This is a genomic window from Paracoccus lichenicola, assembly GCF_009708075.1.
Taxonomy (GTDB): domain Bacteria; phylum Pseudomonadota; class Alphaproteobacteria; order Rhodobacterales; family Rhodobacteraceae; genus Paracoccus; species Paracoccus lichenicola.
Map to the genome: position 1 here is coordinate 145194 of NZ_WMBT01000009.1, position 12850 is coordinate 158043.

12 protein-coding genes are annotated in these 12850 nt (G+C 68.1%); 2 read left to right on the forward strand and 10 right to left on the reverse strand.

Going from position 1 to position 12850, the window contains the following annotated elements:
• Positions 1–40: 40 nt before the first annotated feature.
• The 9 genes from GIY56_RS14210 to coaBC all read right to left on the reverse strand — a co-directional run bounded on the left by GIY56_RS14210 (position 41) and on the right by coaBC (position 9603).
• Positions 41–1255, reverse strand: a complete 1215-nt coding sequence (locus tag GIY56_RS14210; RefSeq protein WP_154765491.1) for an NAD(P)/FAD-dependent oxidoreductase — start codon at positions 1253–1255, stop codon at positions 41–43.
• 91 nt (positions 1256–1346) lie between these two features.
• Positions 1347–2558, reverse strand: coding sequence for a cysteine desulfurase (locus GIY56_RS14215; protein WP_154765492.1), 1212 nt, complete (start codon positions 2556–2558; stop codon positions 1347–1349).
• Entirely contained in the window at positions 2555–3148 is a 594-nt protein-coding gene (locus tag GIY56_RS14220; protein WP_154765493.1) for a Yip1 family protein, read from the reverse strand. The genes GIY56_RS14215 and GIY56_RS14220 overlap by 4 nt, the downstream gene beginning before the upstream one ends.
• Entirely contained in the window at positions 3145–3660 is a 516-nt protein-coding gene (locus tag GIY56_RS14225; RefSeq protein WP_328288562.1) for a hypothetical protein, read from the reverse strand. Before GIY56_RS14225 ends, GIY56_RS14220 begins: the two co-directional genes overlap by 4 nt.
• Positions 3633–4967 (reverse strand): SufB/SufD family protein, encoded by a 1335-nt coding sequence (locus GIY56_RS14230; protein ID WP_154765494.1) that lies wholly within the window; start codon positions 4965–4967, stop codon positions 3633–3635. The genes GIY56_RS14225 and GIY56_RS14230 overlap by 28 nt, the downstream gene beginning before the upstream one ends.
• Positions 4967–5722: a Fe-S cluster assembly ATPase SufC gene (sufC, locus tag GIY56_RS14235; RefSeq protein WP_154765495.1), complete on the reverse strand. Its 756-nt coding sequence runs from the start codon at positions 5720–5722 to the stop codon at positions 4967–4969. Before sufC ends, GIY56_RS14230 begins: the two co-directional genes overlap by 1 nt.
• 59 nt (positions 5723–5781) lie before the next feature.
• Positions 5782–7302 carry a Fe-S cluster assembly protein SufB gene (gene sufB, locus GIY56_RS14240; RefSeq protein ID WP_154765496.1) on the reverse strand — a complete coding sequence of 507 codons (1521 nt, stop codon included), beginning with the start codon at positions 7300–7302 and terminating at the stop codon, positions 5782–5784.
• A 31-nt stretch (positions 7303–7333) separates the two neighbouring features.
• Positions 7334–8374 (reverse strand): cysteine desulfurase family protein, encoded by a 1041-nt coding sequence (locus GIY56_RS14245; RefSeq protein ID WP_154765497.1) that lies wholly within the window; start codon positions 8372–8374, stop codon positions 7334–7336.
• Positions 8371–9603: a bifunctional phosphopantothenoylcysteine decarboxylase/phosphopantothenate--cysteine ligase CoaBC gene (coaBC, locus tag GIY56_RS14250; protein ID WP_154765498.1), complete on the reverse strand. Its 1233-nt coding sequence runs from the start codon at positions 9601–9603 to the stop codon at positions 8371–8373. Before coaBC ends, GIY56_RS14245 begins: the two co-directional genes overlap by 4 nt.
• A 126-nt stretch (positions 9604–9729) precedes the next feature.
• Here coaBC and GIY56_RS14255 point away from each other — a divergent pair, with 126 nt between their 5' ends.
• Positions 9730–11244 carry a YifB family Mg chelatase-like AAA ATPase gene (locus GIY56_RS14255; RefSeq protein WP_154765499.1) on the forward strand — a complete coding sequence of 505 codons (1515 nt, stop codon included), beginning with the start codon at positions 9730–9732 and terminating at the stop codon, positions 11242–11244.
• Between the two features lie 69 nt (positions 11245–11313).
• Positions 11314–12711, forward strand: coding sequence for a hypothetical protein (locus GIY56_RS14260; RefSeq protein WP_154765500.1), 1398 nt, complete (start codon positions 11314–11316; stop codon positions 12709–12711).
• A gap of 6 nt (positions 12712–12717) precedes the next feature.
• Here GIY56_RS14260 and GIY56_RS18950 read toward each other — a convergent pair.
• The coding region (locus tag GIY56_RS18950) for a biotin/lipoyl-containing protein (RefSeq protein WP_407946982.1) at positions 12718–12850 on the reverse strand (133 nt) is incomplete at its 5' end.

Genomic DNA, 12850 nt, shown 5'->3' on the forward strand with positions numbered 1-12850 from the left:
CAATTCACCCCCTGAGGATATTTAGATGAAGAAGAAGCGGCTACCTCTTGAACCGTGCCGGGTCCAGTTCCGCCCAGCCTTGGCCGCCGTCCAGTTCCTCGGCCAGGATTTCCGCCGTGACCGGGCCAAGGGTGAAGCCCTGGTGGCCGTGGCCGAAATGCGCCCAGAGGTTCGGCTGGTCGGGGACACGGCCGATCACCGGCAGCATGTCGGGGATGCAGGGGCGGCGGCCGGTCCAGGGTTCGGCCTCGACCGGGGCACCGATGTCGAACAGCTCGCGCGCGGCCTTTTCGCCGTGCTTGAGTTGCGGCGGCGCCAGGCGCGGATGGCTGGTCAGTTCGGCGGCGGTGGCGATGCGCAGGCCCCGGCGCATGGGCGACAGCACGACCGAGTTGCCGAAGTCGGCAATCGGGTGGTTCGGCGGCGTTTCCATGCGGTAATGGCGATGATAGCCGCGCTTGAAGACCATCGGCACCCGCAACCCGAAGCGTTGCAGAAGCATGGGCGACCAGGGGCCAAGCGCCACGACGGCGTGTTCGCCCTGCACCTCGGCCACGCGCCAGGCGTTGCCCGCGCGGTGCAGGTCGCCCGCGTCGGCGTTGACGATCCGCCCGCCCTGACGCTCGAACAGCGCCGCATAGGCCGCGACCAGCCCGCCGGGGTCGGAGCAGGTCCAGGTGTCGGTCCAATGGGTCGCGCCCTCGACCTCTATCTTGATGGCGGGTTCCAGGGCGCGGAGCGCCTTGCCGTCCATCAGTTTCGCCTCGACCCCGAATTCGTCCAGGAACCGCTTGGCGGTGACGCGGGCCTTTTCCATGCGGGCGGGGGTGCGGTGCACCTCGATATAGCCGTCGCGGCGGATGATGTTGTCGGCGCCCGCCGCCTGGACCAGAGGCGCGTGGCGGTCGGTCGATTGGCGGATCAGCTTGCCCCAGGTCAGGGTCGCGCGCCGGTGCCCCGCGGGCAGCGAGTTCAGCGCATAGGTCCAGACCGCGCTGATCTGCGACATCAGGCCCGGCAGGTTCCATTTCACGTCATAGCCCCGGCCAAGCGCGATCTGGATCAGCGCGCCCGGCGCCAGCGGCATGGCATAGGGTTCCACGGCCTCGGTCTGGATCAGGCCCGCGTTGCCATAGCTGGTTTCGCGTCCCGGCACGCCGCGTTCGATGATCGTCACCTGATGACCGCGCGCCTGCAAGGCCAGTCCGGTCGTGACGCCGACCATGCCCGCACCCAGAACCAGAACCTCTGCCATAGCCGTCCCCTGATGACCTTTAGGTCAGGGATGCAGACATTTCCCTATCGGGCAAGAGGATCTTCGGCGACCCCCAGGAACTTTGCAAGATTCAGGCGAAAAGCTCTCGGCAGAAGGTTAAACCTTCGACTAGGGCGTCCACTTCCTGCTTGGTGTTGTACATGGCGAAGGACGCCCGGGCACTGGCGGTGATTCCGAAGAACTCCATCAGCGGCATGGCGCAATGGCTGCCCGCGCGCACGGCGATGCCGCGCTTGTCCAGGATCGTGGACAGGTCATGGGCATGGGCGCCCTGCATGGTCATGGAAAAGATCGCGCCCTTGTCCGGCGCATCGCCCTGGATTTGCAGCCAGTTGAGGCTGCGCAGCCGCTCGCGGGCGTAATCGCGCAAGCCCCGTTCATGGGCGGCGATGTTGTCCATCCCCAGGTCCATCATGTATTCCAGTGCCGCGCCCAGGCCGATCTGGTTGACGATGCCGGGGGTGCCCGCCTCGAACCGCAGGGGCGGGTCGGTATAGTCGATGGCCTCGCGCGTGACCGTGCGGATCATGTCGCCGCCGCCCATGAAGGGCCGCATCTCGGCCTGGCGGTCGCGGCGGATCCACATCGCGCCCGACCCCGAGGGGCCGTAAAGCTTGTGCCCGGTGATGCAGTAGAAATCGACGCCGAGCGCGGCCAGATCGACCGGCATGTGAACCGCCGCCTGGCTGCCATCGACCAGCACCGGAACAGCGGTCCCGCGCGCGATGGCGCCGACATCGACGATGGTGCCGGTGACGTTCGACATGTGCGTGACGGCGATCAGCCTGGTGCGCGGCCCCACGGCGGCCAGCACCTTTTCCGCAGGCAGGCTGCCGTCGGGTTCGGGTTCCACCCATTTCAGCACCACGCCCTGCCGTTCGCGCAGGAAGTGCCAGGGCACGATGTTGGCGTGGTGTTCCAGCACCGACAGCACGATCTCGTCCCCTGCCTGCAGGCGGGGCGCGGCCCAGCCATAGCTGACGAGGTTGATGCCTTCGGTCGATCCGCTGGTGAAGATCACCTCGTCTTCATGGGGGGCGTTCAGGAAGCGGGCGATGATGGCGCGGACGCGTTCGTAGTTGTCGGTCGCCAGGTTCGACAGGAAATGCAGGCCCCGGTGAACGTTGGCGTATTCGCCCTCATAGGCGCGGGTGATCGCGTCGATCACCTGGCGGGGCTTTTGCGCGCTGGCGCCGCTGTCCAGGTAGACCAGGGGGCGCTTGTTGACCTGCCGCGACAGGATCGGGAAGTCGGCACGGACGGCATCGACATCAAAGCTCATTGCGGCATCTCCGGCATGATCCCAAGGGCGGCGGCAAGAAGGGACAGGACGAAGCCTGCCACGAAGGCGGTCCCGATCAGGCCCATCGTGACCTTCAGGCTGCTGTGAAAGCCGTGCAGCGCCTTGGTGAACTGCACGGTCAGCCACAGGAACAGGGCCATCGCCGCGATGCCCAGAAGCCCGGCGGTGGAAGGAAGGACCAGCGACAGCACGATCTGGGCGGCCTGGACCAGCAGCAGCAGAACCTCGATCCAGACGGTCAGCAGCAGCGCGTCCTCGAACCGGCCCGCGCCGCCGAACATCCGGCCGACGCCGGACATCAGGCCCGCCGCGATCACGATGGCGACCATCTGCATGACCGCCAGGACCATCGGCTGCCGGCTCAGCATGATGACCTGCGCGCCGTCCTCGGACGGGGCGCTGAACATCGCGCCCGCCAACCAGGCCAGCAGGGCCGAGACGGATACGGCGGCCAGCAGCGCCATCCAGCGCGCCTGGACCGGCCAGTTCTGCCCCATCAGCACCTGCGCCGCCCCTTGGGGATTGCGGAAGGACAGGCCGACCAGCGCCTTGAAGTCGTCGAACGTCATTTTCGCCTCGCCAGCGCCGCGATGCCGGCGCCCCAGATCATCAGAAAGCCCGCCCCGCAGATCGCCTGCACCACCGCGAGCGCCGGTCCCGGCCCGACCAGCCCGGCGACAAGCCCGGCCAGCAGCATCGCGGGCGCCACGGCCAGCAGCGCCCAGAACAGCGCCAGGCGCGAATCCTCTTGCGTCAGGTGCCAGGGGGTCAGCCGGGACAGCAGCGTCACCAGGGACGCGACCGCATAGGCCAGGACCGGCATCAGGAACATCACCGCCAGCAGCGCGCCCCCCATCCGTGCCTCGAACGGGACCGATGGGTCAAGCTGCGCCAGCCGCGCATGGGCGGGCGCCTGCGCGACCAGGAAGACCAGCATGGCGGCCATCAGCACCACCAGCTTGACCCGTTCAGGCATGGCGGAAAGGCCCCGCACCACCCGGCGCGGGGCCACCCAGCTTTGCAGCACGCGCGGGGCAATGCCGCCCGATGCCGTCACTGAACCGCGTTCAGGGTCAGCCACAGGTCAAGCCGTTCATAGATGCAGTCGCGGATCCCTTCGTCCTCGACCTCGGCCAGGGCATCGGCCAGGAAGGACAGGACCAGGAACACGATGGCGCGTTCACGCGGCACCCCGCGAGAGCGGAGATAGAACAACGCTTCCTCGTCGATCGCGCCGGTGGTCGAGCCGTGAGAGCATTTCACGTCGTCGGCATAGATTTCCAGTTCCGGCTTGGCGAGAAACTGGCTGCGTTCGTCCAGCAGCAGGGCCTGGCTGATCTGGTAGCCATCGGTCTTCTGCGCGCCGGGCTTGACCAGGATCTTGCCCTGGAACACGCCCGTGGCGCCGTTCTTCAGCACCTTCTTGAAGACCTGGCGGCTTTCGCAGCGTTCGGCCCCGTGGGTGATGAAGACGGTGTCGTCCTGATGGAAGGGCGCCTTGCCGCCATCTCCCAGAACCGCCGCCGCGATATGGGCCACGGCGTCGTCGCCCGCGATGTCGATCACGGCCTCGTTGCGCATGGTCGTGCCGTTCACCGACAGGGTGAAGGACTTGAACTGCGCCCTGGCGGCAACACGGGCGAAGATGTGGCCGATGCCGACCTTGGCGTCGGCCGCGCGTTTCGACGCGACATGGTGGAAGCGCGCGCCGGGGGCGAGATCGACCTCGATCACGCCGTTCGACCGCGCGCCCGACATGCCGGTTTCCAGCAGCGTCAGTTCCGCGCCTTCCTCGACGCGGATGACGTGATGCCACACCGCGTCCGCGCTGTCCGAGGCGCGGCGGTGGATCACATGGACCGGCTTGGCGGGCGTCGCCGTCACGCGGATCAGCAGCCCGTCGTGCGCGGCGGCCGTGTTCAGCGTCGCGAAGGGCCGCTTGACCGGCTTCTGGCCCGCCGCTTCCAGCACACCGTAAAGATCCGCCGCCCAGCTTTCCGCCGCATCGGCCTGGGCCAGGGTGGCGATCTCAACACCCTCCAGCGCCAGGTCGTCCGAGGCCGCCTCGTCAAAGACGCCATCCACGAAGACCAGCGTCAGCTTGTCCAGCCCGTCGAACAGCGGCGTTTCCTGCGTATCCGGGACCGCCAGCGCGGCAGGCGCCGGGGCGTTGAAGGGACGCGGGTCGGTATAGCGCCAGTATTCGTCGCGCGGACCGGGCAGGCCCATGTCCTGCAACCGCGCCAGCGCATCGCGCCGCGCCGCTGCCGAGAAGCCGCCTTGCGGCAGGCTCAGCGCCGCCAAGCGCGCGTCAAGCACATTGGCGGGATGACGCGCGCCCTCGATCGTCGGGGTCTGGTCCTTTGCCTTGACTGCCGTGTCCGCCATCAGCCGGCCTCCGCCAGCAGGTCGCCATAGCCTTCTTCCTCGACCTGCAAGGCCAGTTCCGGCCCGCCGGTCTTCAGGATCCGGCCATTCGCCATGATATGCACCACGTCCGGCTGGATGTGGTTCAGCAGGCGCTGGTAATGCGTGATCACCAGAAAGCTGCGGTCGGGGCTGCGCAGCGCGTTCACGCCGTCCGACACCAGCCGCATCGCGTCCACGTCCAGGCCCGAATCCGTTTCGTCCATGATGCACATGCGCGGTTCCAGCATGGCCATCTGCAGGATCTCGTTGCGCTTCTTTTCCCCGCCGGAAAAGCCCACGTTGACCGGGCGCTTCAGCATGTCGGGGCTGATATGCAGGTCGGCGGCCTTGGCGCGCACCAGCTTGAGGAAATCGCCCGAGGACAGTTCCTCCTGCCCGCGCGCCTTGCGCTGCGCGTTCACGGCGGTGCGCAGGAAGGTCATGTTGCCGACGCCGGGGATTTCCACCGGATACTGGAAGGCCAGGAACAGGCCGGCGGCCGCGCGCTCCTCGGGTTCCATGTCCAGCAGGCTTTCGCCGTTCAGCGTAGCGGACCCTTCCGTCACCTCGTAACCGTCGCGGCCCGACAGGACATAGGACAGCGTGGACTTGCCCGACCCGTTCGGCCCCATGATCGCATGGACCTGACCGGCCGGAACCTCGAGGCTGAGGCCCTTGAGGATCTGCTTGTCCTCGCTTTCAAGTTTCACATGCAGGTTGTCGATTTTCAGCATCTTTTCCTCATCGGATGGTGGCGGCGGTGCCTGCGGCACCATCATCAGTTCATGCGGCCTCAGCCGACCGAGCCTTCCAGCGAAATGGCGACCAGCGCCTGCGCCTCCATGGCGAACTCCATGGGCAGGGCCTGCAACACCTCGCGGCAGAAGCCGTTGACGACCAGGGCCACGGCTTCTTCCTCGTCCATGCCGCGCGACCGGCAATAGAACAGCTGGTCGTCATCGACCTTGGAAGTCGTGGCCTCGTGTTCCACGCGGCTCGAGGTGTTCTTGACCTCGATATAGGGCACGGTATGCGCCCCGCACTGATCGCCGATCAGCAGGCTGTCGCACTGGGTATAGTTGCGGCTGTTGGTGGCGCGCGGGTGCATCGTCACCAACCCGCGATAGGTGTTCTGGGCGCGGCCTGCCGAGATCCCCTTGGACACGATGCGCGACCGGGTGTTGCGGCCCAGATGGATCATCTTTGTGCCGGTGTCGGCCTGCTGCATGTTGTTGGCGATGGCGATGGAATAGAACTCGCCCTGGGATTCGTCGCCACGCAGGATGCAGGACGGGTATTTCCAGGTGATCGCGGACCCGGTTTCGACCTGCGTCCACATCACCTTGGCGCGGGCCTCGCGGCAGTCGGCGCGCTTGGTGACGAAGTTGTAGATGCCGCCCCGGCCTTCCTCGTCGCCCGGATACCAGTTCTGGACGGTGGAATACTTGACCTCGGCATCCTCCAGCACGACAATTTCTACGACCGCCGCGTGCAACTGGTGGGTGTCGCGCTTGGGCGCGGTGCAGCCTTCCAGATAGCTGACATGGCTGCCCTTGTCGGCGATGATCAGGGTGCGCTCGAACTGCCCGGTGTTTTCGGCGTTGATGCGGAAATAGGTGGACAATTCCATCGGGCAGCGGACGCCCTTGGGAATATAGACGAACGACCCGTCGGAAAACACCGCGCTGTTCAGCGTCGCGAAATAGTTGTCCGACTGCGGCACGACGGACCCAAGGTATTTCTTCACCAGCTCGGGATGCTCGCGGATCGCCTCGGAGATCGAGCAGAAGATCACGCCCGCCTTGGCCAGTTCGTCCTTGAAGGTCGTGCCCACCGACACGCTGTCGAAAACGGCATCGACGGCCACGCGGCGGCCATCGGCGCGACCATCCTCGGTCGTCTCGACCCCGGCAAGGATCAGTTGCTCCTTCAGCGGGATGCCCAGCTTTTCATAGGTCGCCAGCAGCTTGGGATCGACCTCGTCCAGGGACTTGGGCTTGACCGCCATGCTTTTCGGGCGGGCATAGTAATACTGGTCCTGATAGTCGATCACCGGATAGTTCAGCATCGCCCATTTCGGTTCCGTCATGGTCAGCCAGCGGCGATAGGCTTCCAGCCGCCATTCCGTCATCCATTCCGGCTCGTTGTTCTTGGCCGAGATCAGGCGGACGATGTCTTCGTTCAGCCCCTTGGGGGCATAGTCCATCTCGATCTCGGTATCCCAGCCGTATTTGTAGCTGCCCATGTTCTGCACGGCTTCGACCGTTTCGCGGTCAACGCCCTCGCGCACGTCAAGATCGGTGGTAGCGTTCATCCCTTGTCCTTCCTCGGGCCGGGCCTGCCGCCTAGCCGTTCCGTTCGCGCCAACGTGAATACGCGCTTTCCCACGCATCCGCAAATCGGTTCACCTGATCGTCGCCCATATCAGGGCTTATCGAGATCCGAATTGCCGATTGCGCGGCCTTGTCGTCGAAACCCATGGCCTGCAGAACGCCGCTGGCGCGGACCTTGCCCGACGAACAGGCCGACCCGGCCGAGATCGCGAAGCCCGCCAGATCCATCTGCATGACCTGGGTTTCACCCTTCCAGCCCGATGTAAGAAGGCAGGTCGTGTTCGGCAAGCGCCTGGTGCCCTTTCCGGCAACGATTGCGCCCGGCGCCGCGGCCAGCAGCCGGTCTTCCAACGCATCGCGGCGGGCGGCGACCTGATCCCACAGTCCCGCCTCGAGTTCACGCTGCGCGGCGGTCGCGGCGGCGGCAAAGCCCAGGATGCCCAGCAGGTTCTCGGTCCCGCCCCTGCGGCCCTGTTCCTGGCCCCCGCCCCGGATCAGCGCGGGCACGTCGGTGCCGCGCCTGACCACCAGCGCGCCGATCCCCTTGGGGCCGCCCAGCTTGTGCGCGCTGACGAAACCGGCGGTGATGCCCAGCCAGTTGAAGGCGAAGGGCACCTTGCCGAAGGCCTGCGTCAGGTCGCTGGACGCCAGGCCCTGCGGCAAGTCCTGGATCACGCCTGTTTCATTGTTCGCCAGTTGCAAGCTGGCCTGCGCGGGGTCCGGCACCGTGACGATGCCGTCCCTGTCCACCGCCAGATCCCCTTCGCACCAGACCTTGACCGCGCTGTGTTCGACCGGCGCGCAATGAATGCCCCTGCCCGCCAGCACCATCGCCGCAGCCTCGGTCGTGCCCGAGGTGAAGATCACGTCCGCGCCCTCGGCGCCCAAGGCCGCCGCCAGTTCCTCGCGCGCGCGTTCCATCGCCATCTTGGCCGCGCGCCCTTCGGTATGGACGGAGGAGGGGTTGCCCACGATCTCCATCCCCTCGCGCATCGCGGCCTTGGCTTCCTCGCGCAGGGGGGTGGTGGCGTTCCAGTCCAGATACGTCCTCATCCGATCGCCCCCGCGATCCTTTGCGCCAGCCTGCGGGCGACGGCGTCCTTGGCCATGCGCGGCCATTCCTCGGCGCCCTCCTCGGTGATGACGGTCACGGCGTTTTCCGTGCCGCCCATGATGCCGGTGCCCTCGCTGACATCGTTCGCCACGATCCAGTCGCAGCCCTTGCGCAGGCGCTTGTCGGTGGCGTGGGCGATCACGTCGTTGGTTTCCGCCGCGAAGCCCACCACCAGCCGGGGGCGACGGCTTTCCGCCAGGCTGATCCAGGCGAGGATGTCGGGGTTCTCGGTCATCTCCAGCACGGGGGCCTTGCCGGTGCCGTCCTTCTTCATCTTCCTGGCCGACGAGTTGCGGATCCGCCAATCTGCCACCGCCGCCGCCATCACCGCCGCGTCGGCAGGCAGCGCGGCCTCCACCGCGTCGCGCATCTGCCGGGCGGTCTGGACGCGGATCACCTCGACGCCCTCGGGCGGGGGAACCTCGGCCGGGCCGGTGACGAAGCTGACGCGCGCGCCCATGTCGCGCAGCGCCGCCGCAATCGCCGTCCCTTGCGCGCCCGAGGACCGGTTGGCGATGTATCGCACCGGGTCGATGGGTTCATGCGTCGGACCCGAGGTCACGATCACATGCCGCCCCGACAGCGCGCCCGTACGGACCTGCGCCTCGGGCAGCAGCTTCAGCGGCTGCGGGGTCAGTTCGTCGCGGATGGCCTGGACGATCGCTTCGGGTTCGGACATGCGGCCAGTGCCGTATTCGCCGCAGGCCATGTCGCCGTCCTCGGGTCCGACGAACCCGATGCCGTCGTCGCGCAAAGTCCGCAGGTTCCGCTGCGTCGCCGGATGGTGCCACATGCGCACGTTCATCGCGGGCGCGACCAGCACCCGCTTGTCGGTCGCCAGCAGCAGGGTGGACGCCAGGTCGTCCGCCAACCCATGCGCCATCTTGGCCAGCAGGTCGGCGGTCGCGGGCGCCACCACGATCAGGTCGGCGTTGCGGGACAATTGGATGTGGCCGATCTCGGCCTCGGACGCGATGTCCCACAGGCTGTCATGCGCGGCCTCTCCGGCCAGCACGGACAGGGTCATGGCGGTGGTGAACTGCGCCCCCGCCTGCGTCAGCACCGGGGTCACGGCGGCGCCCTCGGCGCGCAGCAGCCGGATCAGCGCCGGGGCCTTCATGGCCGCGATGCCGCCGCCCACGATCAGCAGGATGCGTTTTCCGTTCATCTCGACCCCTTGGCGAACCGCATCAAAGACATAGCCGTCCCGCCCCCCGGTCGCAAGCAATCGCCGCCCGTTAACCTTTCCTTAAACCGGTCCCGTTAACCATCCTCGGAACGCAAAGGGGAAGCCATGGTCGCAATCGCCTATTCCGTCGCCTTCGAGGGGATCGAGGCGCGGCTGGTCGAGGTTCAGTGTTCCGTCGCGGCGGGCCTGCCGGGCTTCGCCATCGTGGGCCTGCCCGACAAGGCCGTCAGCGAGGCGCGCGAGCGGGTGAAGGCCGCTTTCGGTGCCTTGTCCATCGCCATGCCGAACCGCCGCCTGACGGTGAACCTGTCCCCCGCCGACCTGCCCAAGGAGGGGTCGCATTTCGACCTGCCCATCGCGCTCGCGATCCTGGCCGCGCTGGAGATCATCCCCGGCGAGGAACTGTCGCGCTGCGTGGCCCTGGGGGAACTGGCGCTGGACGGGCGGCTGGTGGCGGTGACGGGCGCCCTGCCCGCCGCCATGGCCGCGGCCGAGGATGACCGGGCGCTGATCTGTCCCCGCGCCTGCGGACCCGAGGCCGCCTGGGTCGATGCCGTCCCGGTCCTGGCCCCCGCCACGCTGCGCGAGGTGATCGACCACCTGACCGACCGCGCGCCCATCGCCCGCGCGCAGCCCGGCATGATCGACGGCGCCGTGGCGCGGGGTTGCCTGTCCGAGGTCAAGGGCCAGGAACGCGCCAAGCGCGCTCTGGAAATCGCCGCCGCAGGCCGCCATCACCTGCTGATGGTCGGTCCCCCCGGCGCGGGCAAGTCCATGCTGGCCGCCCGCCTGCCCGGCCTGATGCCGCCCCTTGGCGCGGCCGAGGCGCTGGAAACATCCATGATCCATTCGCTGGCGGGCACCCTGGACGACGGCGGCATATCGCGCCGCGCGCCCTTCCGCGAACCGCACCACACCGCGTCCATGGCCGCCATCGTCGGCGGCGGACGCGGCGCGAAACCGGGCGAGATCAGCCTGGCCCATAACGGCGTCCTGTTCATGGACGAATTCCCCGAATTTCCCCGGCAGGTTCTGGAAACCCTGCGCCAGCCGATCGAAACGGGCGAGGTCGTGGTGGCCCGCGCCAATGCCCATATCCGCTATCCCTGCCGCTTCCTGCTGATCGCCGCCGCCAATCCCTGCCGCTGCGGCTATCTGGCCGATGCCGCCCGCGCCTGTTCGCGCGCGCCGACCTGCGGGGGAGACTACATGGGCAAGATTTCCGGCCCGCTGATGGACCGCTTCGATCTGCGGCTGGAGGTTCCGGCGGTCAGCTTCCTGGACCTGGAACTGCCCTCGGGTGGGGACACCTCGGCGCAGATCGCGGCGCGGGTTGCGGCGGCCCGCGACGTGCAGGCCGCGCGGTTCCGCGACCATCCGCAGGTCCGCGTGAATGCCGAGGCCTCGGGCAGCCTGCTGGACCGGATCGCCGCGCCGGACGAGGAAGGCCGGGCGCTGATCCTGAAGGCATCCGAACGCCTGGGCCTGACTGCGCGCGGCTATCACCGCATCCTGCGCACCGCGCGCACCATCGCCGACCTGGCCGGGTCCGTGTCCGTCCGCGCGCCGCACCTGGCCGAGGCGATCAGCTATCGCCTGCCCTTCGTCGCGGGCGGTTGAGGGCGGCGGCTGATTGCGCGTCCTGCAAGGCGGGGCTATGGCGGGCCGACCCTGACGACGGACCCGACCATGCCCCCACGCAGCGCCCGGATCGGCGGCATCCTGACCGCCCTCGCCCTGCTGGCGACGATCCCGCATGAATACGGCGCGGGCCAAGGCTTTGCCCTTGTCGCGGCGGTTCTGCTGATCGGCGCCCTGGCGCTGTTCTCGCTGACGGCGAAGCTGTCGCGGCTGGCCTTTGTCGCGGTGGGCATCGCGCTGGCGGCCTGGGCCGCCGCGACGCGGCCCGACTGGGCGCAGGCCACGCTGACGGCGCTGACGCGCGGCGGATTCATCATCGCGCTGTTCGCCTCCCTCTCTGCCCTGCGCAGCGCCGCCATCGGATCGCAGGCGATCCTGGACTGCGGGCGCTTCCTGGCGCGCCAGCCGCCGGGGCGGCGCTATCTGGCGCTGACGGTCGGCGGGCACCTGTTCGGGCTGATCCTGCTTTACGGATCCATCTCGCTGCTAGGCGGGCTTGCCGCCGAAAGCACCGCGAACGAGGCGGACCAGGAACTGCGCCGCCACCGGCTGCGGCGGATGCTGGTGGCGATCCAGCGGGGCTTCGCCTCGACACTGTGCTGGTCGCCCATGGCGCTGTCGATGGCCGTCACCCTGTCGGTCGTGCAGGGCGCGTCCTGGCCCGGCGCGGTCGGGCTGTGCCTGGTCAGTTCCGTTCTGATGATCGGCATCGGCTGGGCTTTGGACGCGGTGTTCAAGCCGACCCTGCGCACCCCGCCCCCGCCGCGCGCGGTTGAGACCGACCGCTGGCTGGCCCGCCTGCGCCCGCTGCTGGTGCTGCTGGGCATCGTCGTGGGCGGGGTCTTCGCGCTGCACCTGGCGACCGGCGTCGTCGTCACCGGCGCGGTGATGACCGTGGTGCCGCTGGTCGCGATGGCCTGGATCCTGATCCTGCCGCCCCTGCCCGGCGAACGCGCGGCCACCCTGGGCGCGCGCATGGGCCAGTTCGCCACGCGCGATCTGGCGGGCTATCGCGGGGAAATCATCCTGCTGTTCATGGCGGGCTTCATCGGCAGCCTGGGATCATGGCTGCTGGTGCCGATCATGCAGGCGCACGGCCCGGACCTGTCGGCGGTGCCGCCGCTGCTGATCCTGGCCGCGCTTGTCTGGATCATCCCGCTGACCGGACAGATCGGCATGAACCCGATCCTGGCCGTATCGCTGCTGGTGCCGCTGCTGCCCGCGCCTGCGGCCCTGGGCATCCACCCGACGGCCATGGTCGTGGCCATCACCGGCGGTTGGGCGATCAGCGGCAACACATCGCCCTTCACCGCATCGGTCCTGCTGGTCGGCAAGCTGGGCGGGGTCGAGGCGCGCCATGCCGGGACGCGGTGGAACGGGCTTTACGCGGTGGCCGCGGGCGCGGCGCTGACCCTGTGGGTGCTGATCGCCGCGGCCCTGCTCTAGGCGCGCTTACTCGATTTCCACCAGCAGGTCCTTGGCGTCGATCTGTTCGCCGGGGCGGACGTGGATGGCCTTCACCACCCCGTCGCGGTCGGCGTGCAGGCCGGTTTCCATCTTCATTGCCTCGATGGTCAGCAGCAGG